Below are 26842 nucleotides of genomic sequence, written 5' to 3' on the forward strand. Positions count from 1 at the left end.
TGAGGCGTTTCAAAAATAAGTTGGCTTGAAAGTTTTCGTGTAGCATTGCTCAGGTCACCCTGCGGTAAGACCTTCGCGGGAGGTAAATTTGAAACATTGAAAACCAATTCCAAACCTGCCAGGATGCTATGACGTGGCTTTTCAAACTTCGTGGAAGGAACTGTTCATGACTCTGAGGGTTTTATGAAACTCTACATTACCACCAATTTTTGTATATTAGGTAATGCATCGACTCATTACGTTACTTCTTTTTTATTTCGTAGTTTTCTTTTTCCCCGTCAGGGCACAAAAAACAGGTTCTACTCAAAACCTGGTACCTAACCCTGGTTTTGAGAGTTATCATGAGTGCCCCTACCATCTTGAGGCTATTCGTTTTAGGCGGATTCCGGCTTGGGTGGCAAACCCACCCAATTGCACACCCGATTATTTTAACAAATGTGGCACCAGGGGCTATAGAGTACCCAAAAACCGTTGCGGGGTGTTGGCAGCCAACAGCGGGCAAGCTTATATAGGTATGATCTTGCGGGTAGGCTCGCCCGAGGGTGACCCACAAGGTTGGTATTACCGCGAGCATGTAACAGCTAAGCTCAAACGCCCACTCAAAAAAGACTACAGGTACGTAGTAAAAATGCACCTTGCCTTATCTACTTATGCCAATTACGCCATTGCCAATATTGGGATACTATTTACCAAATACCCCAGGCGTATCCGTTGGAACAAGGTGTATGTGCCTCAGGTAATGACTCCTCGAAATCAGTTTTTTGACCAACCCAATCAGTGGGTATTGGTACAAGACACCATGGTGGCAAAAGGTGGAGAGGCTTTTATTACTCTTGGGGAGTTTAATAACTTTGGCGACCATCAAATCAAGAAAATCACCAATAGCCGCAAGTATCGCCGTAAGTTCAATTTTAACCGGGCTTATTATTTTATAGATGATGTGTCGGTAGTAGAGCTCGACAAGGTAACGGTAGATACAATGCCTAAGATTACAGGCAAACCATTGACTGACATCGAGTTAGGATTTGATACTGATTTGGGCAAGGTCAAAAAAGGAGAGCCAGTAATTTTAAAAAATATTTTCTTTGAATTTGCCAAAGCCCGGCTATTACCAGCGTCGTTTCCCGAACTGAATAAGTTGGTAAATTTGCTCAAAACATACCCTCAAATAAAGGTGCGTATTATGGGGCACACCGACAGTGTAGGCACCAATGCCCGCAACTTGCAACTGTCGGACAGGAGGGCAAAAAGTGTAGTCACCTACTTGAAAGAGCAGGGCATTGGGGCAAACCGACTGACTTTTAAAGGCTTTGGCGAAAGCCGCCCTATAGACAGTAACGCAACCAAAGAAGGTAGACAAAAAAATAGAAGGGTGGAGTTTGTGGTGCTCTAGAGTCTCAAGTCCTTAGATGCTGGTGCATGCCAGTGTTTTTAGCGACAAGTAGTAATTTTATAAGTCACTTTTATTTGAAATAAAACTTCTATATTGCCCTATATTTTGTGATGTTGCTCTACATAAGAAGTGTACAATCCAATACCTTATAAGTTCACTTGTGACTTGAAGCTAATTGCTTGTAACTAATTATCCACTTTAAATTACTAATACCCATGCAACCCATTACCCAACCTACTTTATTGATTGATGAAACCAAGTGCCGTCGTAACATTGAAATGATGGTAAACAAGGCCAAAAAACACGACATTCGTTTGCGTCCTCATTTCAAAACCCACCAATCGCTGGCAGTGGGTAAATGGTGCCAGGAAGCAGGCATTGAAGCCATTACGGTGTCATCGCTCAAAATGGCGACCTATTTTGCCAAAAATGGTTGGCAAGACATCACCATTGCTTTTCCTTTTTATGCCCAGGAAATGGCAGGCGTAAACAAACTTGCTGAAGAGATTGACCTCAACCTGACTATAGTAAGCCCTGAGAGCATCAAGGTGTTGAAAGAACAACTCGACTATGCGGTGGGGGCTTATATTAAAGTAGATGTGGGAACGCATCGCACGGGCATTCGTCCTGAAGACGGTGAACAAATAGAGGCAATGATTAGTGAAATATTGCGTAATCCTATGGTTATTTTTAAAGGCTTTATGGCGCATGCCGGACACACTTATAGGGCACGGGGCGAGGCCGAAATTCAACAAATTCATCAAGATACTTTAAAGGTGATGTGTAAGGTAAGAGATACTTATCAAGAGAAGTTTGAATTGCACGATGATCCACTGGAGGTATCTATAGGTGATACTCCAGGCTTTAGTGTAGCCAATGATTTTGAGGGAGCTCAGGAGTTGCGTCCTGGCAATTGTGTGTTTTATGATGTGATGCAAACCCAGATTGGTTCTTGCGATGCCGACCAAATAGCAGTGGCAATGGCTTGCCCGGTGGTGGCAAAACATGCTGATCGTCACGAAGTAGTGATTCATGGAGGAGCCGTGCATTTTTCTAAAGATTTCATCACAGACGGTCACGGTCATAAGGTGTTTGGGCAAATAGTAAGGCTTACGCCTGATGGTTGGGGGGAACCTATTCCAGAAATGCACTTGGCGCGTTTGTCACAAGAACATGGCATCATCAGTACCAGCCCTGAGGCTTTTGATACGCTCCAAACGGGCGATATTATTGGGGTGTTACCGATCCACTCGTGCCTTACCGCCAACCTTATGCGTGGTTACCGTACTTTTGATGACCAAAGTCTTGATCATTTGGAAGGGCAGGCTTTATGAACTCAAACAAACAAGTACTTGACTGTAGAAAGCCTTTGCTGATGAGTTTTGAGTCTAAAAAAGAACAAGAAACTATTAAAAGTACATGGGTGTTTGAGACAATGTACGCAAACACAATTAGTTAATACTGATAAAGCACAGAAAAAGTTACAAAATAATCCTACATTTTTTATAGAATAATTTGCATTTTATCTACAAAACTTCTAAAATTGAACATCATAGCTGGTTGAAGGTAAAAAGGCTCGTTACACAAAGGTGGCGGGCTTTTTTCATTTTTGCCTACTTCACCTCCCTTTTATTACTCAGGTTATTTAATCATTACTTCTGATAAAACGCAGGTTTATTTTGAAGTTTTTTAATGTATCTTTGCAAGATTTTGACACAGAAATTATCACTATCCTCTGGCATTTGATCAATTAGGTGTTGGAGGGAAATTCATTTTAATTACTACAAAATATGAATAAACGCATCACGAATGCTTGCCTGGCATTATTAATTTCGGGTGGTTTATGGAGCTGTGGAGGCTCTTCGACTACAGCTACCGAAGGTGACACCACTGCCACCACAGACAGTAGTGCTAACAAAACAATTACTGATACTAAAGAGGTAAGCGGGATTGCCTCTAAACTAAAAGACTACCAAACAGTAAAGCTTACTACTGACTTATCGCAACTGACTGACAAAGAGAAACAAATGATTCCTTTGTTGATTGAGGCTGCTCAATTGATGGATGATCTTTTTTGGGAGCAAGCGTATGGCGATAAGAGCAAGGCTTTGGCAAAGGCAAAAAATGAAGATGAGAAAAAATACATTGCTATTAATTATGGTCCTTGGGACAGGTTGGATGACAACAAGCCTTTTATAGAAGGGGTAGGCAACAAGCCGGAAGGGGCTAACTTTTATCCTCAGGACATGACCAAAGAGGAATATGATAAACTGGATAATAAAGACAAAGGAAGTCTTTATACTATTATTCGTCGCAAAGAAGACAAGTCGCTAGAGGTAATTCCTTATAGTGTAGCTTATAAAGAAAAATTAACCAAGGCTGCCGAATTGTTGAAAAAAGCCGCTGAACTTGCCGAAAACCCTGGCCTGAAAAAGTACTTGAACCTAAGAGCTGAAGCATTTTTGACCGATCAATACAAGGCAAGCGATATGGCCTGGATGGACTTGAAGGACAATGGGTTGGATGTAATTATTGGGCCTATTGAAAACTACGAAGACAAAATAAATGGAGCCAAAGCTGCATTTGAAGCTTATATATTGGTAAAAGACAAAGAATGGAGTCAAAAACTGGCGCGTTATGCTACTTTATTGCCTCAGCTACAAAAAGGCATTCCGGTAGAGGACAAGTATAAAAAAGAAACGCCTGGGTCTAACTCTCAGTTGGCGGCGTTTGACGTAGTATATTATGCAGGTGATTGCAACGCGGGTAGCAAAACGATTGCGGTAAACTTGCCTAACGACGAAGATATTCAACTGGAAAAAGGAACCCGTCGTTCTCAGTTGAAAAATACCATGAAAGCCAAGTTTGACAACATTGTGGTACCTATCAGCAATGTATTGATTGCGGAAGACCAACGCTCAAATATTGCTTTTGATGCTTTTTTCCAAAATGTAATGTTCCACGAAGTAGCTCACGGTTTGGGGATCAAAAACACCATTGATGGCAAAGGTACGGTAAGAAAAGCATTGGGCAATACTGCCTCGGCTATAGAAGAAGGCAAAGCCGATATTTTGGGTTTGTATATGGTCACTGAGTTGCGTAAAATGAAAGAGTTGACCGAAGGTACTTTGCAGAATAATTATGTCACCTTTTTGGCAAGTATTTTCCGCTCGATCCGCTTTGGAGCTGCCTCAAGCCACGGCAAGGCCAATATGGTTTGTTTTAACTTTTTCCAGAAAATGGGCGCATTTACCCGTGGCGAAGATGGTACCTATAAGGTAGACTTTGAGAAGTTTCCGGAGGCGGTGAAAGGTTTGACCAACAAACTGCTTACCCTACAGGGCAACGGCGACTATGAGGCTACCAAGAAGTTTTTAGAAGAAATGTCGGTACAGTCTGATGAGCTTACAAAAGATTTGGCTCGTTTGAAAACTGCCGGAATTCCTAAAGACATTGTATTTGAGCAAGGCGTAGACGCTTTGGGTTTGACGGCTCAATAGTTTGCCTAGCAACAAGCTTTTAGCGATAAACTACAAGTGTAAAGTTAACAAACTCCGTTGGGTGATGATTGCTCAACGGAGTTTGTGTTTTTATATAAATCAAGGCATTGATTATCAACCCCTTGACTAATATTCAAGGTTAAGCTACTTCAAATAATAAGCACTTGAAGCACCAATATACATCGATATCTAAGGACTTGTGGCTTGTACCTTGCCTCTTGAATGATAATTCACTACTCCCCCACCATCACAAAAGCCCCCCAATAATAAGGCGCGGCATAAATTTTCTTGCCGTTTTTCTCATAATTGCGTAGATAGGCTTGGGCTGCCCTAAAAGCGGCTCGTTTGCTTTTTTTGTCACCTATCCAAGCTTTGTAAAAATGGCTCATCAACAACTTGGTCGCGTTGTCGTCTACCTTCCAAAGGCTCAAAATCACGCTTTGGGCACCCGCTACTATAAATGCTCTACCCCTTCTCCGTTTTCAACCTCGCCCAGTCCCGTTTCACACGCCGAAAGTACCACCAATTCGGTACCCTGCAAATCTATTTGCGATGCCTCGTAAGCCGTTAGAATACCATCTTCAATGTCGGGTTTTGACTTGGCTTTTTCGTAAGTATACACCTTTTCTTTTTTTCCGTTGGGGTGATAAGAGGTAAGGTTACCTTCATACTTTTACTCTCGCCAGTCAATCACCGAGTCTATAACCACCTGTCGTGTTCCTGACTTATAGTAGTCCACTACTTTGCCCATTACCTTTTCATTTTGAAAAGTCATGACTCGGTAAAACTCTGCCTGGGTTTTGTCTTGAACCAGCTTCCAATTTTTATCATACAAAAATAACCACTGTCCCTGAGGCAAGCCATTAGCATCGGTTTTGTTGGGAGCTTTGACAGATTGGAGCGTATTTTGGCTCATTGCTGCCAGCGTACATAGGCACAAAAAGAATGTAGTGTATAAAAGTTTTTGCATTTGTGATCTCGTATCGTAAACCATTGAATTTAACTGAATATACCCTTTTTTGGTAGAGATATAGAAAAAAATATCTGCTAAAAATGATGCCTCATTTGTTCGAAATAAAAACGCACTGACTCGATTCGAACCAGTGCATTTTGTGTATAGTTTATAAGCAATAACTACTTGTGGGGCTAGTGCATTGGGGATTAAATAAATTGCCTATTAATTGGGATGAATTTTGTTTTCTGACGAGTCGTGAAAATGGCGGATAGCCATAGCTATCTAACTTTTTTACGAGGAAGTCAGGGGGCAAAAGTCGCCAAAGAATATGTGAGTAACTTAGTACCCAATGCACTAGTACCTTCTACCATCGCCAAAGGTGTACATAAACCTTAGCCCATAGGTTTTTTGGTTCTCTATTTTGGTATTCACCATAAACGCATGAATGTTGCCTGTACCAGAGCCCACCGCAAATCTAAAACCTGCATTGAGGTAAAAACCTTCCATAGGTGATACTATATCGCCAAAGTCGTCTGGGCTTGCATTAGGGTTGGTCAATAGTTGACCAAATAATTCGGGGTTGAGCAGGTAAAGGTTAGAGAATTGATAACCCAAACCTAAAAAACCTCCTAAAGAAGATTGAGCACTATGAGTGGCTCCTGCCCCAAAATTAAAATTGATCACAAAAGGAATTTCATAAGATAAGTCTTTTGTCTCTCCTTTTTTGTTTAAATACTCGCCATAAAGCAAGCTCATATACAAAGCCAATGACATACTCTGTTCATTGCCCATAATCAGGTTGAGGCGAGGAGAAAACGTAAGCCCAAAGTACTCTTCAGCAGAGTCTTTCAAAAACTCATCGGTATAACGTGGCATCACTGCAGTAGCCCCCAGGCTATACATGAACTCAGAACTATTATAATAAGCTCCTCGCCTTCTGCGACGCTGAGCTTCGGCATCATCGCTAAAAAAAGAAATGAATAATAAGCAAATAATTGCAATGCTGTAAAAACGTTTCATTTTGATTAATAAATGTTTTAGAAATAGTTTGATGTGGCAAAGTCAGGTAAACCTTCATTCAACCACTTGCACATAACTGTAGGTAAAACAGGCAGTATAATCTTTTTTGGATGATCACTCTATGTTATCAACCCTTTCAACCTTCTGTTATGCCTACCTTCATATACCCAACCCTCTACCCAAAACGGAGGTTTTTCTGTAAAAAACATAAAGTTTCGCCGTGTTCAGCTCATTCCACACAAAACCAGTATACCAAACATTCTATACCATTTAACTTAACAGAATACTTAAAATCAAAATTTAATTGGGGTTTTGGTTTTATTGCAAATACTTTTTCTGAATTTCAAATCATAAAAAGCCTCCAAAGACATATAAGTATTTAATGGTTTTCACCAATGATTATTTTGAAACTAAAATCTGTTACATTGTCAACTCAATTTATTCAATACAAATCACCGTAGATTCTACGCCAACACTTGCACTTAACAGCGAAGTTATTGTACTCATCGTGTGTATATTGGTGTCTTAACTTTCTATTTTTTTGTTTAACTTTGTGCAGTTGTTCTCTTTTTCGGAGAAAAACCAACAGTGCTTGATTTTTCTATCACTCACTATAATATATTCAATGTTAATCGAGCCAAGTGGGTTCGTTAACTTCAAACCAAGTTCTCAAACAAAACAAGCAATTCTAATGGCATTAGTAGAAATGGTTATGCCCAAAATGGGCGAAAGTGTAATGGAAGGTACCATTTTGCAATGGCTCAAGGCTGTGGGCGACGAAATAGAGGAAGATGAGCCTGTACTTGAGGTAGCTACCGATAAAGTAGACACTGAAGTGCCTGCCACCCATGCAGGTGTTTTAAAAGAGGTTTTAGCACAAGAAGGAGATGTTGTACAAGTAGGGCAAACTATTGCTATCATTAGCACCGATGGCGACGCTCCAGCAGATGCTCCTGCAAGCCAGCCCGAAGCTGCTCCTGCCACTGTAGCTGCTGTAGAGCAAACCATTGTCCAGGCGCAAGTTGCTACTGCCAACAACAACGGTACTGAACGCCTGAATGCCCCAGCTACTGGTCGTTTTTACTCTCCTTTGGTACTTAATATTGCCAAAACTGAAGGTATTCCTATGACTGAACTTGAGTATGTACCTGGCACAGGTTCAGAGAATAGGGTAACTAAAAAAGATATTTTAGCTTATGTAGCCAATCGTCAAAACAATGGAGGGGTGGCTGTTCAAACTGCTCCAGCAACACAAGTTGCTACCAAACCTGCCGCGGTTACTACTACGAGCAAACCTGCTGCCAGTAGTAAACCTAGTACTCCTGCCACAGTGTCTTACAGTGGAGCCCATGACGTAATAGAAATGGATCGTATGCGTAAAATGATTGCGCAACGTATGGTAGACTCTAAGCGAATCTCTCCTCATGTCACTACTTTTGTAGAAGCCGATGTTACCAACATTGTGATGTGGAGAAATAAGGTAAAAAAGGAGTTTCAGCAAAAGCATGGGGAAAAAATCACTTTCACGCCTATTTTTATCGAGGCCATTGCTAAAACCTTGGGCGACTTCCCTCTGGTTAACTCTTCGATAGAAGGTGAAAATATCATTGTAAAGAAAGATATAAACATAGGAATGGCTACTGCTTTGCCTAGTGGCAACCTGATAGTACCTGTGATTAAAAATGCTGATCAGATGAACTTATTGGGTTTGGCAAAACGAGTAAATGACCTTGCCAATCGAGCCCGTAACAATAAACTCAATCCTGATGAACTTTCTGGTGGAACTTATACCATGTCTAACATTGGAGGTTTTGGCAATGAAATGGGCACACCTATTTTGATGCAACCACAGGTGGGTATACTAGCCATTGGTGCCATTAAAAAGAAACCTGTAGTGATAGAAACTCCTACTGGAGATATGATAGGCATTCGCCACATGATGTTTATGTCTCATGCCTATGATCACCGAATTGTAGATGGTGCATTAGGCGGTGGCTTTGTTCGTCGTGTAGCCGATTATCTTGAGGCTTTTGATGTAGATATGGTTATCTAAAATATACGCAACTATTTGCAAACAAAATAAGTATAAGGTTTAAGTTACTGGTTTTATTTACTGGTACTTAAACCTTTTTTAGTATATCAACAGATCAAACTTTCATGAAAGAAATAGAATATCAAATCATCCAGTACTTACTGGATAACAAAAGTACTGAAGCCGTTTCGGTAGCTTTTGAGTCTTTGGGAGCAATGAGTGAAGCCAAAGCACTGGTAACCCAAATAACCAACCAACTCACCGCACGTTGGGATAATATTCCTCTACTAAAACAAGTATTACAAGACCTACAAACATTGGGCAAAGGCAAGGCAATTATTCACGCACGTGCCCATTATTTTGATAACCTTGGTATTGCAAAGAAATATGTAGAAGCTGTAGCTGAATACTTTCAACTACCTCTGAGTAATTGTATTGATGATGACTGTTTGAGTACACAGGTGCAAGAACTGATAAGTCAAGGAAAAAAAATACAGGCTATAAAACTGGTAAAAGAACATACTGGATGGGGGCTTAAGGAATCAAAAGCATATATAGATCAAGTAAATGCTCTTCTAACGACTTCTTACCTCACTCAAAACCAATAACTTGTAGCAGAAGTAAAGGAATTACTGCATAAAAAGCAAAAAATAGCCGCAGTCAAACTAGTCAAAACTAGTACGGGTTTATCGCTCCAGGACGCCCTAACTTTTGTAGATCAGGTAAAAATATCTTTATAAAACATTCAACCTTCTACTTTGTTCACTTCATAAGTTTTTCGAGCAGTGGTATCATTGTTTATCCGAATATTGTTTGTCAAGCATTGCTAAAACAAAATCACCCATACACAAACCAAATATTCACTTGAATAATATGATTAGATGTCTTTATTTGACGAAGATATTTTTCTACCTTTACCACTGTTTTTTTAAGATCAAGCAATTCGCTTCAGTGATTTTTTGTTACTTTGCATAAAAAAATAAGAACATTACTATGTCCAACCCCTCGCTTAAAAGTGTAGCTTTTAAAAGCTTTATGGGCAATAGCCCAGTGTGGTATAAACAGGCTGTTATCATTGCACTAGTACTCAACCCCATAGTATTAGTTGCCACAGGAAGCCATCAAATAACTGGATGGCTCATACTCATAGAATTTATCGCAACTCTGGCTCTGGCACTTAAGTGTTATCCTTTGATTCCAGGAGGTTTAATTGCTCTGGAGGCTGCCTTTATGAAAATGGTCACCCCTCATAGCATTTTCCATGAAGTAGAAGGAAACCTTTCGGTAATTTTGCTGCTACTGTTTATGGTAGCTGGCATTCACTTTATGAAAGACTTGCTTTCATGGGTTTTTACCAAAATTATTGTCGGTATACGCTCCAAGTATACCTTATCCCTCACATTTGCCTTTGTAGGTGCATTTTTGTCTGCCTGGTTAGACGCATTGACAGTAACAGCAGTAATGATTGCTGTAGCCATTGCTTTTTATAATATTTATACCAGTGCTTCGCTCAACGAAAGGGTTCCTGGTGACTTAGACAAAGACAAGAAAAAGTTTGTTGCCCGTCAGGATTTAGACAACTTTGGGGGGTTTTTGCGTAACCTATTGATGCACGGTGTAGTAGGTACTGCTTTGGGGGGGGTATCTACTCAGGTAGGCGAACCTCAAAACCTAATTATTGCCAAAAAAATGGGGTGGGACTTTATAGAGTTTTACCTTAAAATGGCCCATGTGTCTATTCCTCTGTTAGCAGCAGGCTTAGTAGTCACAGTGTTGGTAGAAAGATTTAAAATAGTAGGGTATGGTTACAATATACCCGACAACGTAAGGGCAATTTTGAAGCAAAATGCGGATAAAATGCGTGATGAAATGGATACTCGCAAGCGCTGGAATTTGGTTGTGCAGGGTATAGGAGGTATTTGGTTGGTAGTGGCCTTAGCCATGCACCTCGCCGAAGTAGGGCTCATTGGCTTATCGGTAGTCATATTTTTAACTGCAGCCACTGGAAAAACTGATGAAAACACCATTGGACACGCCTTTGAAGAAGCTACCCCTTTTACCGCTTTATTAGTAGTGTTTTTTGTAATTGTAGGGATGATTGAGGAAACGCACTTGTTTAAGCCTATCATCAACCTTGCTTTAGAAGCCAAAGGCTCTCAGCAAACCTATATTTTCTTCTTTGCTTCGGGTATTTTATCTGCCATTAGTGATAATGTATTTGTGGGAACGATTTATATCAAAGAAGCTACCAATGCTTTTTTTACCCCAGAACTACTCGGAATGAGCAAAGTAGCCATTGAAGATGCAATCAAGAATAAAGAAATGCAAAAACTCTTAACTGCACTGGCCACCAAGTCACCAGAACATTTTCAACAGTTAGAAAATGTAGCAGTAGCTATTAACGTAGGAACCAATATACCGTCTATAGCCACTCCCAATGGTCAAGCAGCATTTTTATTCTTACTAACCAACGCCATTGCAGCCAGGATTAACCTGTCTTACTTAAGAATGGTCAAGATGGCATTCCCGTATTTTATTGTCATTACTACAGTAGCTGCTATATTTTTAATGCTAGAGTGGCTATAACTATTTGATATTGAGTCAAACAAAACGCTTGAAAAACAAAAAAGCCCTAAAACAGGGCTTTTTTTATGCTTCATTCCATTCAGAGCTTTTAATCTAAATTCCAATTATTAAGTTTACTTAATACATGGTGTGCAGTCAGGTCAAACTCACAAGGTACAATAGAAGCATAATTTTGACTCAACGCCCACTCATCAGTATCTTCTCCTTTGTCCTTGTTTACAAAATCACCCACCAACCAAAAATATTTCCTGCCGTGTGGGTCCATTCTTTGGTCGAAGTTCTCTTGCCAATGCGCATTTGCCTGTCGACAAACTTTTACGCCTTTAATAGGTGTATTTGAGTTTATCGGAAAGTTCACATTAAGCGCTACCCCTTGTGGCACTCCTGAACTAAGCGCTTCTTCTGCAATTTTTTTGACATAAGGCAATACATGAGAAAAGTCAGCATCTTGCCGATAGTCACACAATGAAAAGCCTATAGCTGGCAAGCCTTCTATAGCAGCTTCTATAGCTGCCGACATAGTACCCGAATACAGCACACTTACTGAAGTATTGGCGCCGTGATTGATACCACTTACTACCAAGTCTGGCGTTAATTCTTTTAACACGTAGTGCTTGGCAAGTTTTATACAATCGGCTGGCGTACCTGAACACTCGTAGGCTTCTACTCCTTCAAAAATATTTACTTTGTCTAACCTAAGCGAATTGCCTACTGTAATGGCATGCCCCATACCTGACTGTGGGCTGTCGGGAGCCACTACTATTACATCACCAATTTCCTTCATTACCTGCACCAAAAATCCTATGCCTGGTGCTGTAATTCCATCATCATTAGATACTAAAATCAGTGGTCTTTTGGAGGTGTTGTTGTTATCTGTCATTACGTTTACTTAAAGAATTATAATAATCTACAATCTTTATCAAGTCAATTCTGCTTGAATGCTGCAGTTGGTTTGTTTTTATATAATTTTTGATGGCTTTTTCATAGTTGCTAAAAGCCTTATAAACACCTCTACGAGAAGCTTTTATGCGTGTAATTCTGCCTTTGTTATCCAACAAATAAAAAACATCCTGTTCAACCCTTCTATAAGCACCTCCCAATTGCCCGATCCGCTGCATGAATGTGGTTTGCCTAGACAAAAGTGTCAATGGAGAACCTTTACGAATTAACTCAAAAAAGGATGGTACTTTGTAGTTGCTAGATGAGCGTACAGCATACGGAATACTATAAAACTGTCGATTGTAACGGTAATAAGCATCAAAAAAGACAAAAAAGACAACTTTCTTAGGGGAATAGGTTTGTACAGTATTGGAAGTTTTTAGTCTAAGTGCGGCGTCTTTTATGCTATATTTTAACGCTCCCCTCAGCGTATCACCATTTGTAAGCACAGCCGCCCCTTTATGCCACCTTTCTTCTGCAAAGCCTTGGCCTTTTGCTATCAAAGCATTAAAAACAAAGAAAATCGTCAATAAAGGAAATGTAATTGAACCTGCCTTCATAAATGATACATTTTTAAGAGATTATTTAATTTTTAGCTCCACTGCCTATTCATAAGCATATACAGTTATCTGGAGGCCACCACGCACATTACCATCTATATTCAATTGTGATTGGCTCGTATGATAAGCTGAATAATTAATATACACAGCTTATCATAAAAGATCAAAATAATAATACGTTCTTATTTTTCTGGTTCTTGCAAAATCTGATGTCCCATCTTATCTCTTTTGGTTTTGAGGTACTTTTCGTTATGTTTGTTAGGAGTAATCTCTATGGGAACATTTTCTACTACTTCGAGACCATAGCCAATCAACCCAGTGCGTTTGCGCGGATTATTAGAAATCAATCGCATTTTGGTAACCCCCAAATCTCTGAGTATTTGAGCCCCTACTCCATAATCACGAGAGTCCATCTTGAAACCTAATTTTACGTTTGCCTCTACCGTATCTAACCCTTGTTCTTGTAGTTTATAAGCTTTTAGCTTGTTTAAAAGTCCAATTCCGCGACCTTCCTGGTTCATGTACAACACCACTCCTTTGCCTTCTTCTTCTACCATTTTCATTGCTTGGTACAATTGTGGTCCACAATCGCAACGGCATGACCCAAAAATATCTCCTGTTACACAAGAAGAATGCACCCTTACCAATACTGGCTCATCTTTTTCCCACTGCCCTTTTACCAAACCTAAATGCAACTCTCCCGTATTGGTTTGCCTAAAAGCAATCAAGTCAAAATTACCCCACTCGGTGGGCATTTCTATACCAATCTCACGCTTGATCAAAGAATCATGCTTCATGCGGTAAGAGATGAGATCTTCAATAGAGACAAGCTTAAGCCCATGCTTATCTGCTACTTTTCTTAACTCTGGCAACCTGGCCATAGAGCCGTCTTCGTTCAATATTTCAATCAAAGCACCCGCAGGTTGAAAACCAGCCAAACGAGCAAAGTCTACTGTAGCCTCTGTATGCCCAGCCCGACGCAATACCCCTCCTGATTTGGCTTTCAAAGGGTTAATATGCCCTGGTCTGCCTAACTCGCTGGGTTTAGTGGCTGGGTCTGCCAAAGCATTGATGGTTTTTGCCCGATCATGCGCCGATATACCTGTAGTACAACCATTGCCTAGCAGATCAACTGTTACTGTAAAGGCTGTTTTATGTGGGTCGGTATTTTTACCCACCATCAAGTCAAGCTCAAGTTCCTCGCAACGTTCTTCGGTAAGCGCGGCACACAAATACCCCCCTCCTTCTTGTCGCATAAAGTTTACTATTTCAGGGGTAATAGTTTCTGCTGCACAAATAAAATCGCCTTCATTCTCTCGATCTTCGTCGTCTACCACAATGATTACTTCTCCACGTTTGATTGCCTCAATCGCTTCTTCAATAGTATCTAATTTAATATTATGATCTTTACTCATGTTATGTGTCCAATTAATGACTCGCTCTATTACAATATGCATAGAAAACGGTACAGTATTACAACCCGTCAAACAGGGTAAAAGGTTTCGTCAAATTTAATTAAGAAGTAGAAGAGGTGAAAGGCCGTAGCAAAATGATTTTGGTAACAAATCAATGTAACAGTATAAAACTGTCTATAGGGATGGGTGATGTATCAGATTAAAAACAAAAAGTCACCTTTAAACAAACAATATGCTTAAAAAATATGGTATATCAATGTAACCCTATCATTTTTGAACAAACCTAGTACTCCAGACACTATAATATGTAAAGCGGTATTTTGCACCTTTTGCCCTTTGGCTTCTCTTAAAAAATATCACGTAGCTAAGGTTCCGATAGGCATCGCATTGGTCAGGGCTTAAAATTCCGCCTGTAAAAACCAGCTTCAAGTTGTGTTGAATCACAATTTTTATGGAATCGTTCAAAACTCTTTGCTCGTTTTTATGCCACTTATTACGAATATTAGCCCCAGTGGGGAGAAACCTTGGTAGAAAAAATAAACGAAACGGGACACGGCTCCGTAGGAGTTGCGCCTAAAAGAGTCGTTTTTGATGATTTTGACGGTATTTTAAGTATTCGTAAAATTAAGCTTTGACGCATGCAATAGGCATCGGAATTCAAAAAGCGAACTCTGCTCTATTTTTGAAGATCGCCAAAGAACAAAACCGAGCTTTTCGCGAGCTCAACGTAAGTTAATTCATCAAATTCCCTACTTGACCTACTTAGAAGCTAGAGCACTAGTATGCTATGTCTATTATTCTTTGTGAAAAAGTTTGGTGTGGAAAGGCAACGATGTTTTGTTAAAGTAGGCAATTATTTTTTTGGCATTTTTTCGAGAGTACCCTCTTTTCAAGTAAGGGGTGTCCTCTCCCTGTACTTGTATAGCTAATGCATACCCACCTTTTTTTAGGCGTATGGTGATACTTTCAATATGCTTATATTTTTTTATTTCGGTACCAAAAACAGTTTTTACTTCTACTGTTAGTGTGTGGGTATTCACCACTTGAATCGTCGTCCAAAATAATGTAAACCTATATATGGCAATGAGCAACAATGGTATAGAAATACAGATGAAATATACCTGGACTAGTTTCTGCCCTAGTTTTGTACCCCAAAACAGGGTAAACAAAAATATGCTACCTAAAAATATGGTGTAGGAAATGGCAAAACCCATGCCTGTGCTCAATGTAAGAGGGGAGTGTTCCATCAGTCAATCAAACGCTTTTCTAACGATCAGAAAATGTAAAACAACCACCACTTAAGGTAAATGATTCATTCAACATCTCATCCATTACACATTAGTGGCAAGCCCTTGGCAAAGGTTAACAGGTAACACACGAGAAATAATACTTACAAAGCATCAACTATATGCCGGAAGCTCACTGCAAATTTGAAAGTCTAATTGTGTACCATCTAAATAGTTTGTTGTATGGCCCTGCTCATCTTTTATAATCACTGTGGCACATTGCCCTTCAATAAATTCATCTACATTAATTAATAAGGCTTGTTTTGTAGGACGATTAATAGTTACAGTCAATTTATAAGGTCCATCGCCTAAAGGAATCAATTCAGCAATCAATACATCAGGTCCCAATGCTTCCCAAGATATTACGTTCATGCTTTCGCCCGACTTTGCCTGTACACAGGCATTAATAATAGAAGTGGTGGTGTTATGGGCTTCAAGGTGAGGAGCATTGGGTGTAAAAATAGCTACTATCATATTCGTTGATGTTTTAAATGGCTTTACTAGGTTCACCCAGCAGCTTGCTGGCAACCTTGAGAGGCTAGATAATACAAAGATCAACATAATATACTGATCACACAATACGCAAAAACACTCGTTTTTTTATCTAGGTATTTCTACTTTATTCGCACAAAAGTGATAGATCACTACTTTATCAACTTGTATTATATGCTCATTACACTGCCCTTCAAATACGAACATTTAAATGGCTCTAAAGCAAAAAAAGCCAGGTAAACAAATACCTGACTCTTATATTTTATAGTAGTAGCAGATCAAACTTTGATCTCTACGTCTACACCACTTGGCAACTCTAGTTTCATCAAAGCATCTACAGTTTTAGAGCTTTGAGAGTAAATATCTACCAAACGTTTGTGTGTACACAGTTGAAACTGCTCACGAGATTTTTTGTTTACGTGAGGTGATCTCAATACTGTAAATATCTCTTTTTTAGTAGGCAATGGAATTGGTCCACTTACTACTGCTTGTGTAGCCTTTACTGCTTTTACAATCTTTTCAGCAGATTTGTCCACTAAATTGTGGTCATAAGACTTTAACTTGATTCTAATCTTTTGCGTCATCTCTTTTAAAAGCGTTTAACTATCCGCGCTACAGTTACTAAACCATACGGGTAGCCAAAACATCCAATAAAAAAGATAACGGCACCCCGTTTGGGTAATGTTAGCCGGAAACCCGGCAATTATTTATGTATAAAGAGTTTTATAACAACCATGATAGGGTTATTAACTCATAATAAAGGAAGACTTATGATAAGCCTTCCCAATATATAATTCTATCTGATAATTTACTCTCCTTTTGCCTTGGCAATTACAGTTTCGGCAATGTTGTTAGGCACAAAATCGTAATGAGAAAAGGTCAAACTTGCAGAAGCACGCCCCGAAGAAATAGTACGAAGGTCGGTTACATAACCAAATAGTTCTGACAAAGGCACATCAGCTTTTACAACTTGTGCACCAGCTTTTGCATCCATACCTTTCATCAATCCACGGCGCTTGTTCAAATCACCATTCACAGGTCCGGTATACTCATCAGGAGTAGTTACCTCTACTGCCATAACTGGTTCCATTATTTTAGCACCAGCTTGTTTTGCTGCTACTTTGAATCCAAGACGAGCGGCCATTTCAAAAGAAAGGGCATCAGAATCCACATCGTGAAAAGAACCATCATACAAACGAACTGTCATTGAATCTACAGGATAACCAGCCAAAGCACCATTTTTCATTGCTTCAGTAAATCCTTTTTCAATAGATGGGATAAATTCCTTAGGAATACGTCCACCTTTGATTTCATTCAAGAACTCAAGACCAGGTTTGCCATCTTCACGAGGTTTCAATTCGAAACGAATGTCAGCAAATTTACCTTTACCACCCGTTTGCTTTTTATATACCTCTTTGTGATCAAAAGACTTGGTCAAAGCTTCTTTGTAAGCCACTTGAGGGGCTCCTTGGTTTACTTCTACCTTAAATTCACGTCTCATACGATCCATGATAATCTCTAAGTGAAGCTCACCCATACCTCTTAGTACAGTTTGTCCGGTTTCTTCATCTGTCTGAACAGTCAAAGTAGGATCTTCCTCTACTAGTTTGGCTATAGCAGTTCCTAATTTATCAGCATCAGCTTGAGTTTTCGGCTCAATAGCGTAGCCAATTACTGGATCAGGAAAACTCATAGATTCAAGAATGATGGGTTTACCTACTTCTACTAAAGTATCACCCGTCTTAATATCTTTGAAACCTACACCAGCACAAATATCACCAGCTTCCACACTAGGAATTGGATTTTGCTTATTGGCGTGCATTTGCATCAAGCGAGAAATGCGTTCTTTTTTACCAGTACGCATATTGGTTACGTAAGAACCTGCATCTAGTTTACCAGAGTATGCACGTAAAAAGCACAAACGACCAACATAAGGGTCAGTAGCAATTTTAAATGCCAATGCAGAGAAAGCATCAGTTGAGTCCGCTTTACGAGTGATAGTTTCACCTGTATCAGGATCTTCGCCTTCAATATCTGGCAAATCTAAAGGACTAGGCAAGAAAGAAATTACTGCATCTAATAATGCTTGTACTCCTTTGTTTTTAAAAGCAGATCCACACATTACAGGAGACATAGACATGTCAATCACTGCTTTACGGATAGCTGCCATCATTTCTTCTTTGGTGATAGAGTTTTCGTCCTCAAAGAACTTCTCCATCAAAGCGTCGTCATACTCAGCAACACTTTCTACCAACTTACCTCTCCACTCACTTACAGTTTCTTTTAAATCCTCAGGGATATCAATTACTTTGTAAGTTTTACCTTGATCTTCTTCGTTCCAAACAATGGCCTCATTGGTAATCAAATCTACCACTCCTTTGAACTCATCCTCTGCACCAATTGGAATTTGTAAAGGCACAGGATTAGCACCTAGTTTATCTTTAATTTCTGATACAGCATTGAAGAAATCAGCTCCAGCACGGTCCATTTTGTTTACAAAACAAATACGTGGTACAAGATACTTGTCAGCTTGTCTCCAAACAGTTTCAGACTGAGGTTCTACACCAGAGACTGCACAAAACAAAGCCACAGCACCATCCAATACACGGAGAGAACGCTCTACTTCTACAGTAAAATCAACGTGACCAGGAGTATCAATGATGTTAACTTTGTAGGGTTTAGTTTCAGGGGTGTTTTCACCTTGAACAGTTGGGTAGTTCCAGTTGGTAGTGGTTGCAGCAGAAGTAATGGTAATACCTCTTTCCTGCTCCTGCTCCATGTGATCCATAGTAGCAGCACCATCATGAACCTCACCAATTTTGTGGGTTAATCCTGTATAATACAGGATACGTTCAGTCGTTGTAGTTTTACCAGCATCAATGTGAGCCATGATACCGATATTGCGTAAGAGCGTTAAATCAGCCATTTTGTATATAAGAAGCTAAATAATAGAATTAGAGGCTAGTTACTAAAATATAATAACTAACCCCCAATTTTTGTTGTTTTTGTGACCAACTAAGAAAATATTTTTTAAAATCTGAAGTGTGAAAATGCTCGGTTAGCCTCAGCCATACGGTGAGTATCATCTTTCTTCTTTACAGCTCCACCTTCATTTTTAGCACCAGCTATAATTTCAGCTGCCAAACGCTCGTGCATTGTTTTTTCACCGCGTTTTCGTGCAAAACTTATCATCCATTTGATTCCTAAAGAAACTTTTCTTTCAGGCCGAACCTCAGTTGGCACTTGAAAGGTAGCTCCTCCCACTCTTCTACTTCTAACTTCTACCCCAGGCATTACATTATTCAAGGCCTTTTTCCACATTTCAAGACCATTGTCGCCTGTTTTCTCTTGAACCAAGTCTAAAGCACCATAAAAGATACTATAAGCAAGACTTTTTTTACCATCTTCCATCAGATAGTTTACAAACTTGGTTACCAATACGTCCTGAAACTTTGGATCAGGGAGTAGATAGCGTTTTTTCGGTTTTCTTTTTCTCATTGTTCTTTCTACTAGATACTAGCGGCTACTAACCTATTTTTTACTTTTTGGTCTTTTTGCCCCGTACTTAGATCTTCCTTGCGAACGACCTTCCACACCTGCGGTATCTAACGCTCCTCGTATGATGTGATAACGTACACCAGGCAAATCTTTTACCCTTCCACCTCTAATTAAAACTATAGAGTGTTCCTGCAAATTATGTCCTTCACCAGGGATATAGGCATTTACCTCTTTTCCGTTGGTGAGACGCACACGCGCAACTTTACGCATGGCAGAGTTTGGTTTTTTGGGAGTAGTAGTGTAAACCCTTGTACATACACCTCTGCGTTGTGGACATCTGTCCAAAGCAGGAGATTTTGATTTACTCGTTAACGTCTTCCTCCCTTTTCTTACTAATTGTTGTATAGTAGGCATTTACACATTCAATTTAATAAAATCGTCGTGAGACTGAATTTTTTTGGAGTGCAAATGTAGAAAAAACCCTTAGTTATTCAAAATGTATTAATTTAATTTTTGTACAAGCAATAAGTTTCTATCGGCTTATGGTCTTTGACAGAAGCAGAAAATAAGGGATTTAAAGCTCAAAAGAAAATACTGGCGTAGTAGGAAAATTTCTTCAATTTATACAATATAATCTCCCACAATATTTAGCTGTTTTTGGGTAAGGTTTCACCCAAGAACTGTTGCTTATAAGCAGAAGGAGACAGCCCAGTTTGCTTCTTAAAGTGCGCATTGAATGATGCTTTGGTATTAAACCCTGCATCATAGGCCATAGCAATGATTTTTTCCTGCGCATATCGGGGATTACGAAGTTTTTGCCTTACTTCGTTTACCCTATAACTATTGACAAAATCTGCGTAGTTTTGTTGTGCATATTCGTTAAGAATCTGAGATAGGTGATGGCCTGAAATCCCCATTTTATCTGCTATTTCTTTCATTTTGAGCTCAGGATTCAAGTAGGGCTTTTCGGTGTGCATCAATTGTTTTAGTTGATCTAACAGTTGCGTGGCGTAAAGGTCATTAAGAGCTGAATGAGCGTATTTGGCTGGCTTATTTGTTGGAAGAGTTGCTGCTTGATGAGTCGTAGTTTCTCCATTGAGAGCTTCTGGTTTGAGAAAGCCTATATAACCTACCCAATAAATAAAAAATGCCATAGAAGCAGAAATGTAATAATCATAGATTTGCACATAATGAAAGCCATAAACCATTACGTAATAACTGGCGTGGCTCACTGAAAAAGCAATAAATAAACCACTCATGTATAACAGTGACTTGCTACGATTGTTGCTACCTCTGTACAATACAGTATATAGAATAAGTGCTGCATAAAAAAGCAAAGAAATAGTTTGCCCCCAGTTAATAATAAGCTGATAAGTACTGTATAATGTGGAGTCTTGTGCTTTTGTCAACTTGTTGGCTGCACTGGAGGTATAAAAAGGCGTTAAGTACAAAAAGTGTAAAAAAAATACAGCAAAATGTAATACTGACGAGCGTTTAACCTTGAGCTGACGCCCCGTTTGCTTTACATAGAGATATAGCGTAGGTCCAAATAGCCAAGGTAAAGTGGCAGACAAGCCTATAAGATGAGGATACTTGGAAAAAAGCCCCATCCAAAACGTCACATAATGCCCTATGGTTAAAGAGAATAAGCTGATAAACAAGGCTAAAAATTTATTTTTAGATACATTGCGTAATATTAACAACAACGAAAGAAAAAGACCTTGTCCAGCTGCTATTAAAAAAAATATTGCCCAATAATTGATCATTCTTACAGGAGTTTAACACTGGCGTTGGAGCTTTAATAAATAACTCATTATCTACGACTTACATTTGTTTTTTGTCACATACTTTATTAAAAGTAAAAACAGATCAAATGCATAAATAGTATATTTTTTACTGATAAGTAAAGACCAGCGTTCATATCATTTGAGTAATATTTGTAATTTAGCGATTCTAATGAAAAAATTCAATAGGTTAAATTGTTGATAAATTTATTTAGCTTTAACAAATGTGTCCTGCAAAAGCCTCGTGGAATTTCGCATTTAACAATTAATGTCTTATGGGGTGTTTAATGGATTTAGAAAATGTTATTAACTTGGCTACGTACTGTGAAATATAGCTTAAATCATTATATAAGGGTTGACAGAAGGCTGAATAAACTTATAAAAGTTAGCTTGCTTTTTCTGTTGAGCATAGGTATTGGTATAAGTGGGTTTATGTTTATTGAAGAAAACTATACCTTTATTGATGCATTTTACATGACTGTCATTACTATTGCAACAGTTGGGTTTACAGAAGTACACCCTTTGTCTGATGCTGGCAGGTTATTTACCTCTTTTTACATCGTTATAAACCTAGGGATATTTGCTTTATTTGCCTCTGTGCTAACCACTTACTTGTTTGAAGGAGAACTTCGTGAAATTTTGAATAACTACAATAGTATAAGGAAGGTAAACAAAATGAAAGATCATGTAATTGTGTGCGGATTTGGTAGAAATGGTATAAGGGCTTGTGAAGAACTTCAAAAAAACAACATTCCTTTTGTAGTGGTGGAACAAGACCCCGAACTACTAAAAGAACTGGCTCCCAGCGATATTGTATACATAGAAGGAGATGCCACACACGACGAAATATTAAAAACTGCTGGCGTGGAACGTGCCCAAGCCTTGATTACAACGCTACCCAAAGATGCTGACAGTGTTTTTGTAACACTTACTGCACGACAAATGAACACGAGAATTAATATTGTAGCGAGAGCTAACGAAACAAGTGCCGAAAGTAAACTCATAAGGGCTGGTGCCAATCGGTTGGTACGCCCCGATTTGATTGGGGGCACATATATGGCAAACCTGATTACCAAGCCAGGAGTAGTCGAGTTTTTGGATATGATTAGTGGAACAGGTGAGCTTAAGCTAGAAGAATTCAGCTTTGAAGACATGAGAGAAAATTTCCGAGAGAAGAGCATTATGGACTTAGATATTAGAAAAAAAAGTGGTGCTACCATTATGGCTTTCAAGGCAGGAGAAAAAAGAAGTTTTATGATCAACCCTCACCCCAGTACCAAAATCACCAATGGAGATGTAATGATTGTGTTGGGTACTGAAGATCAAATTAAAAGTTTTGCAAATTACTACACAACTAAGAAACTTATGCTGTAATATACACGTATACCTACCTGAACAAATCGGGTAGGTTGCCTGTATTATAAACCACTCTTTTTCTTTTATTAGATAAGATTAATAGAGTTACCCAGTTCTATTATCAAATTTTGACTATACAGATTATTTTTTAGTAGTGTTTTTTCTAAACACAGAGTGTTTACACCTATGTTTACCTGCAGATCAAACACAAGATTTTGACAGTCAAGATATTATCCATATTTACTTCCTCAATTGTTTTCTACCTAAAAGACTTTTTCAAAAAAGTAACACTATTTTTTTTCTATGTGTTTACTTTTTGTATACCCTTCAATTTCTTCATCTATGCATGTAATCATATAGTTTTGTGAGAATTCAATAATTATCACAATAATATATTTTTATGAAACGTATTTTACAAAACATTGTACTGCTTAGCCTGCTTACGCTAGGATTTTCATTTGAGGTGCTGGCTCAAGTGAGTCAAGAACAAGTGTTGCAAAAAATGAAAAAGCGAGCTAAAGAAGGCTCGCGTAAACAAAAAAGTGATTATAACAAGCTGATGTTAAAGAGTCCAGACGGTAAAATACTAAGCCGGGAAGCCGAATTAACATTTGCCTTGGAAATGAATCAAAAACAAAAACGTAATAGAACCAAATCTTCCACAGTTATTCCAATAGAAAACTGGAAACAAAGAGGCCCTTACAACGTAGGAGGGCGTACCCGCGCGTTGGCTATTGATCGTAATGATGAAAACATTCTGCTTGCAGGTGGTGTTTCGGGAGGCATGTGGCGTTCTACTGACGGTGGTGCCAACTGGAGCAAAGTAACTGGTGTATCAGAAAGACAAAGTGTTACTGATATTTACCAAGATCCTACCAACACCAGTGTATGGTATTATGTAACAGGCGAAGCAGTAGGAAACTCTGCCCGTGCTTTTGGAGCTAACTTTTATGGCAGTGGCGTATTCAAATCAACTGACGGTGGACTTACCTGGATATTGTTACCAAGTACTACTTCTAGCGACCTTACTGTACTTAACACTGATTTTCAACTCAATTTTAGAGTACGTGTACACCCCACCAACGGCGATGTATATGTAGCTGGACTTAATGGCATTAAGCGATCTACTGACGGTGGTACTACCTGGAATAATGTATTGCCAGGTGCTGGTACTGCATTGAACGACATTGAAATAAGCGCTACTGGTATAATGTATGCCACTATTCAGGCAGGTGGAGCTCCTAACAGTGGCATATTCCGCTCTAATGATGGTACCAACTGGACTAATATTACTCCCGCTGCATTGCCTGCTAACTTTGCGCGTGTAGTACTTGATATTGCCCAATCTGACGAAAACATTGTTTATTTCTTCGCTACAACCCCAGGTGCAGGAGTAAGTGGACATAGTTTGTTTAAATATATATACACTGCTGGTGAGGGTAACGGTGATGGAACTACTGGAAATGGTGGTGCCTGGACAGACCTTACAGCAAACTTACCTGTATTTGGTGGTGATGTTGGAAACTTAGGGCAAGCCAACTACAACCAATATGTAAGAATTAAGCCTGACAATGCTGAGGTAGTTTTTCTTGGTAGCTTAAATATTTACCGTTCTACCAACGGGTTTGCTGATACTACTACCAATGCTTGGATAGGTGGCTATTCTCCGCTTAACAATATAACGATATATACTAATCATCACCCTGACAACCACGTGATGATGTTTTACCCATCTAACCCCAACCGAGTGGTTACAGGACACGATGGAGGCTTGAGCCGCACTGAAAACATTTTAGAAAACGATACAACAGGGGTTGAACCAGTGGCTTGGGAATCATTGAACAATGGTTATTTCACTACTCAGCCTTACGCTATTTCTATTGACCCAATCACTGCCAATGATAATCGTATTATTGCTGGTTTTCAGGATAACTCAACCTGGATCACCAACTCAAAAGCCACTAATGCTGATTGGGCAAATATTAACAGTGGGGATGGGTCGTATAATGCCATTGAACCTAACAGCAATGTTCGTTATGTAAGTTCTCAACTTGGTCGTACTTTGCGTCAAGAAGAAGGCGATACTACCAATGCATTTATTTATGTAACACCTTTGGCAGCCAACGCTTTCTTATTCATTAATCCTTTTATCCTGGATCGCACCAACTATAAAAGAATGTATTTCTTAGCCGATGGTGGTGTATACCGTAATCCAGATTTGGATAATAAAGACTCTTTTGGAGCATTCCCTGATGGCACTCCCATATTTGCCTATAACAACTGGGAACGTTTAGATAGCACATTCCTTGGAATTAACTTCTTTACATCAGCGTTAGATGTGGCAGTGGATGGAACATTGTACTATGGAAAAGCAGGTGGTGGAGAAATTTATAAAGTACTTAATGCTGCTGTAGGTCAGCCAGGTACAATTGATATATTTACTGGCAAGGGTTTGCCTGATGGTTCTGTAAGTTCAATTACTGCCGATCCAGTAGATTCAAATAAAGTATATGCCACATTCTCTAATTATGGTATCCCAAGTGTATTTTATACTGAAAATGGTGGAGATAGCTGGACAGATGTAAGTGGTAACCTTGAGCAAAACGCTGATGGAACTGGAAATGGTCCTTCGGTTCGCTGGATTTCGGTACACCGCCCCACTGTTGGTGCTCCTATTTATTTTGTAGGTACTAGCATTGGACTATTCTCTACTACTAAGCTTGATGGAGCAAATACTGTGTGGAACCGAGAAGGTGGCGATGTGTTGGGCAATGTAGTAACTATGATGGTGAAAACCCGTGCATCTGATGGGTTGGTAGCAGTAGCTACTCACGGTAATGGTGTATACAGTGCTAATTTAGTAAATGTAGCTTGTGCACAAGCTCAAAACTTGGGCAACACTAATATTACTTTGAACTCTACTACTTTGACTTGGGACGCAGTGTACACTGCTCAATCTTATGATGTACGTTACCGTTTACAAGGTGACACCGAGTGGATCACTGAAAACGGCTTAACAAACGCTTCTTTAGACCTCAATGGTTTGAGCAGTGGCTGTACTTACGAGTTTCAGGTAAGAGCCAATTGCTTGTACGGATCAAGTGATTTCAGTGCCTCTAAAAAATTCCAAACTTACTGTACTCCCTCAAGTTTCTTTGGCTTCTTCCACAGTAAAGTAAAGTTTGCGGGAATTAAAAACGCCAGCGGACTACAGTTTGGTGATGCATACAGCGATTTTACCAATCTTACCGCAAGTGTAGCTCAGGGTGGAAAATATAAGTTAAAAATACGTAACTTATTCCTTCAGAAGTTCCAGGTATGGATTGATTATAACCACGATGGTGACTTTGATGATGCAGGTGAGCGAGTATACCAAACCAAGCGTGGTAGATTTGAAACACGTATGTCAAAGAAAATACGCATCCCACAAGATGCTAGAATAGGTAAAACCAGAATGCGTGTAATTATGCGTCAAGACCTACAAACAGGTACATCTTGTGCTAACTTTATCTATGGTAAAATAGAAGACTACACAGTAGACATCCAAGCTGCAGGAAGCCTTGCCAGTAGAACTACTGATTTTGATGTAGCGTCAGAGTTCTCGACTTACCCCAACCCTACTACTACTGGTAAAATAACTGTAACAGGAAACGTAGAGGAAGATTCTAAAGTAGATATAGTAGTAACCAGCACAAATGGTGCAGGCTTGAGAAAAGCTTCACTCAAAACTGTTGGTGGAGAGTTTAAACAAGAAATTGACCTTAGTGGTTTAAAGCCTGGTTTGTATTTGGTAGTAATCAAACACAACGAAGGCAAAAAAGTACTTAAGGTACTATACAAATAATTGATACTTTTTTAGTGATGTGCTCACGGTAACTATTTAGTTTGAGCATTGTCATTGAAGGTTGTTCTCTTTCATAGGGGGCAACCTTTTTTTATTTGAACTTACTACTTACGTTTCGCCCAAATGGGAATCAGAAAATGAAACTTGTTCAAGTCCTAAATAGGCACTTGGGCTTATTTTTA

The 26842-nt window shown here is 39.3% G+C and carries 20 protein-coding genes and 1 pseudogene; 8 read left to right on the forward strand and 13 right to left on the reverse strand.

Translation table 11 applies throughout. The annotated features are described in order from the left end of the window. The first annotated feature begins 223 nt into the window (after positions 1-223). From Q0954_RS23740 to Q0954_RS23750, 3 genes are all read left to right on the forward strand, one after another. The gene (locus tag Q0954_RS23740; protein ID WP_299461153.1) at positions 224-1393 is read left to right on the forward strand and encodes an OmpA family protein; all 1170 of its coding nucleotides are present in this window, start codon (positions 224-226) and stop codon (positions 1391-1393) included. Positions 1394-1608: 215 nt separating this feature from the next. After that, positions 1609-2727, forward strand: a complete 1119-nt coding sequence (locus Q0954_RS23745) for an alanine racemase (RefSeq protein ID WP_299461155.1) — start codon at positions 1609-1611, stop codon at positions 2725-2727. 456 nt (positions 2728-3183) lie between these two features. Beyond that, positions 3184-4893, forward strand: coding sequence for a Zn-dependent hydrolase (locus tag Q0954_RS23750; protein WP_299461157.1), 1710 nt, complete (start codon positions 3184-3186; stop codon positions 4891-4893). 233 nt (positions 4894-5126) lie between these two features. Here Q0954_RS23750 and Q0954_RS23755 read toward each other — a convergent pair. The 3 genes and pseudogenes from Q0954_RS23755 to Q0954_RS23765 form a co-directional block, all read right to left on the reverse strand. Then, a pseudogene (locus Q0954_RS23755) lies at positions 5127-5515 on the reverse strand (CHAT domain-containing protein). 51 nt (positions 5516-5566) lie between these two features. Then, a complete protein-coding gene (locus Q0954_RS23760) occupies positions 5567-5863 on the reverse strand; it encodes a hypothetical protein (RefSeq protein WP_299461159.1) in 297 nt (98 codons plus the stop codon). Positions 5864-6202: 339 nt separating this feature from the next. Further along, a complete protein-coding gene (locus Q0954_RS23765; protein WP_299461161.1) occupies positions 6203-6868 on the reverse strand; it encodes a hypothetical protein in 666 nt (221 codons plus the stop codon). Between the two features lie 691 nt (positions 6869-7559). Between Q0954_RS23765 and Q0954_RS23770 the strand changes: the two genes are divergently transcribed. The 3 genes from Q0954_RS23770 (at position 7560) to nhaB (ending at position 11486) form a co-directional block, all read left to right on the forward strand. Beyond that, on the forward strand, positions 7560-8921 hold the full coding sequence (locus tag Q0954_RS23770; RefSeq protein ID WP_299461163.1) for a dihydrolipoamide acetyltransferase family protein: 1362 nt from the start codon (positions 7560-7562) through the stop codon (positions 8919-8921). A gap of 104 nt (positions 8922-9025) precedes the next feature. After that, positions 9026-9508: a ribosomal protein L7/L12 gene (locus Q0954_RS23775; protein WP_299461165.1), complete on the forward strand. Its 483-nt coding sequence runs from the start codon at positions 9026-9028 to the stop codon at positions 9506-9508. A gap of 385 nt (positions 9509-9893) precedes the next feature. Next, entirely contained in the window at positions 9894-11486 is a 1593-nt protein-coding gene (gene nhaB, locus Q0954_RS23780) for a sodium/proton antiporter NhaB (protein WP_299461167.1), read from the forward strand. A gap of 88 nt (positions 11487-11574) precedes the next feature. Here the strand turns inward: nhaB and surE are convergent, their stop codons facing one another. The 10 genes from surE to Q0954_RS23830 all read right to left on the reverse strand — a co-directional run bounded on the left by surE (position 11575) and on the right by Q0954_RS23830 (position 21442). After that, positions 11575-12366, reverse strand: coding sequence for a 5'/3'-nucleotidase SurE (gene surE, locus Q0954_RS23785; RefSeq protein ID WP_299461169.1), 792 nt, complete (start codon positions 12364-12366; stop codon positions 11575-11577). After that, a complete protein-coding gene (locus Q0954_RS23790) occupies positions 12356-12985 on the reverse strand; it encodes a hypothetical protein (RefSeq protein ID WP_299461171.1) in 630 nt (209 codons plus the stop codon). Before Q0954_RS23790 ends, surE begins: the two co-directional genes overlap by 11 nt. 182 nt (positions 12986-13167) lie before the next feature. Then, positions 13168-14400, reverse strand: a complete 1233-nt coding sequence (locus Q0954_RS23795; protein ID WP_299461188.1) for a bifunctional 3,4-dihydroxy-2-butanone-4-phosphate synthase/GTP cyclohydrolase II — start codon at positions 14398-14400, stop codon at positions 13168-13170. A gap of 794 nt (positions 14401-15194) precedes the next feature. Further along, positions 15195-15647, reverse strand: a complete 453-nt coding sequence (locus Q0954_RS23800) for a hypothetical protein (protein WP_299461173.1) — start codon at positions 15645-15647, stop codon at positions 15195-15197. A gap of 153 nt (positions 15648-15800) precedes the next feature. Further along, positions 15801-16160: a hypothetical protein gene (locus tag Q0954_RS23805; RefSeq protein WP_299461175.1), complete on the reverse strand. Its 360-nt coding sequence runs from the start codon at positions 16158-16160 to the stop codon at positions 15801-15803. Positions 16161-16456: 296 nt separating this feature from the next. Continuing rightward, on the reverse strand, positions 16457-16762 hold the full coding sequence (gene rpsJ / locus Q0954_RS23810; protein ID WP_002695390.1) for a 30S ribosomal protein S10: 306 nt from the start codon (positions 16760-16762) through the stop codon (positions 16457-16459). Between the two features lie 224 nt (positions 16763-16986). Beyond that, positions 16987-19104, reverse strand: a complete 2118-nt coding sequence (fusA, locus tag Q0954_RS23815) for an elongation factor G (RefSeq protein ID WP_299461178.1) — start codon at positions 19102-19104, stop codon at positions 16987-16989. 104 nt (positions 19105-19208) lie between these two features. Continuing rightward, positions 19209-19676 carry a 30S ribosomal protein S7 gene (gene rpsG / locus Q0954_RS23820; protein WP_299461180.1) on the reverse strand — a complete coding sequence of 156 codons (468 nt, stop codon included), beginning with the start codon at positions 19674-19676 and terminating at the stop codon, positions 19209-19211. Positions 19677-19709: 33 nt separating this feature from the next. Continuing rightward, positions 19710-20090: a 30S ribosomal protein S12 gene (rpsL, locus tag Q0954_RS23825; protein ID WP_002695382.1), complete on the reverse strand. Its 381-nt coding sequence runs from the start codon at positions 20088-20090 to the stop codon at positions 19710-19712. 233 nt (positions 20091-20323) lie between these two features. After that, the gene (locus tag Q0954_RS23830) at positions 20324-21442 is read right to left on the reverse strand and encodes an AraC family transcriptional regulator (protein WP_299461182.1); all 1119 of its coding nucleotides are present in this window, start codon (positions 21440-21442) and stop codon (positions 20324-20326) included. 420 nt (positions 21443-21862) lie between these two features. Here Q0954_RS23830 and Q0954_RS23835 point away from each other — a divergent pair, with 420 nt between their 5' ends. Beyond that, positions 21863-22834 carry a TrkA family potassium uptake protein gene (locus tag Q0954_RS23835; RefSeq protein ID WP_299461184.1) on the forward strand — a complete coding sequence of 324 codons (972 nt, stop codon included), beginning with the start codon at positions 21863-21865 and terminating at the stop codon, positions 22832-22834. A 382-nt stretch (positions 22835-23216) separates the two neighbouring features. Further along, positions 23217-26660 (forward strand): GEVED domain-containing protein, encoded by a 3444-nt coding sequence (locus tag Q0954_RS23840; protein WP_299461186.1) that lies wholly within the window; start codon positions 23217-23219, stop codon positions 26658-26660. The last annotated feature ends 182 nt before the right edge of the window (positions 26661-26842 follow it).

Source organism: uncultured Microscilla sp. (genome assembly GCF_947493425.1).
GTDB lineage: Bacteria > Bacteroidota > Bacteroidia > Cytophagales > Microscillaceae > Microscilla.

Bases quoted from the DNA above. Each gene is read 5' to 3' on its own strand.
- Q0954_RS23760 (WP_299461159.1), bottom strand. From the start codon at position 5,863: ATGCAAAAACTTTTATACACTACATTCTTTTTGTGCCTATGTACGCTG.
- Q0954_RS23740 (WP_299461153.1), top strand. From the start codon at position 224: ATGCATCGACTCATTACGTTACTTCTTTTTTATTTCGTAGTTTTCTTT.
- Q0954_RS23745 (WP_299461155.1), top strand. From the start codon at position 1,609: ATGCAACCCATTACCCAACCTACTTTATTGATTGATGAAACCAAGTGC.
- rpsL (WP_002695382.1), bottom strand. From the start codon at position 20,090: ATGCCTACTATACAACAATTAGTAAGAAAAGGGAGGAAGACGTTAACG.
- Q0954_RS23830 (WP_299461182.1), bottom strand. From the start codon at position 21,442: ATGATCAATTATTGGGCAATATTTTTTTTAATAGCAGCTGGACAAGGT.
- Q0954_RS23770 (WP_299461163.1), top strand. From the start codon at position 7,560: ATGGCATTAGTAGAAATGGTTATGCCCAAAATGGGCGAAAGTGTAATG.
- rpsG (WP_299461180.1), bottom strand. From the start codon at position 19,676: ATGAGAAAAAGAAAACCGAAAAAACGCTATCTACTCCCTGATCCAAAG.
- Q0954_RS23775 (WP_299461165.1), top strand. From the start codon at position 9,026: ATGAAAGAAATAGAATATCAAATCATCCAGTACTTACTGGATAACAAA.
- Q0954_RS23795 (WP_299461188.1), bottom strand. From the start codon at position 14,400: ATGAGTAAAGATCATAATATTAAATTAGATACTATTGAAGAAGCGATT.
- Q0954_RS23750 (WP_299461157.1), top strand. From the start codon at position 3,184: ATGAATAAACGCATCACGAATGCTTGCCTGGCATTATTAATTTCGGGT.
- Q0954_RS23765 (WP_299461161.1), bottom strand. From the start codon at position 6,868: ATGAAACGTTTTTACAGCATTGCAATTATTTGCTTATTATTCATTTCT.
- rpsJ (WP_002695390.1), bottom strand. From the start codon at position 16,762: ATGACGCAAAAGATTAGAATCAAGTTAAAGTCTTATGACCACAATTTA.
- fusA (WP_299461178.1), bottom strand. From the start codon at position 19,104: ATGGCTGATTTAACGCTCTTACGCAATATCGGTATCATGGCTCACATT.
- Q0954_RS23800 (WP_299461173.1), bottom strand. From the start codon at position 15,647: ATGGAACACTCCCCTCTTACATTGAGCACAGGCATGGGTTTTGCCATT.
- Q0954_RS23790 (WP_299461171.1), bottom strand. From the start codon at position 12,985: ATGAAGGCAGGTTCAATTACATTTCCTTTATTGACGATTTTCTTTGTT.
- nhaB (WP_299461167.1), top strand. From the start codon at position 9,894: ATGTCCAACCCCTCGCTTAAAAGTGTAGCTTTTAAAAGCTTTATGGGC.
- Q0954_RS23840 (WP_299461186.1), top strand. From the start codon at position 23,217: ATGAAACGTATTTTACAAAACATTGTACTGCTTAGCCTGCTTACGCTA.
- surE (WP_299461169.1), bottom strand. From the start codon at position 12,366: ATGACAGATAACAACAACACCTCCAAAAGACCACTGATTTTAGTATCT.
- Q0954_RS23805 (WP_299461175.1), bottom strand. From the start codon at position 16,160: ATGATAGTAGCTATTTTTACACCCAATGCTCCTCACCTTGAAGCCCAT.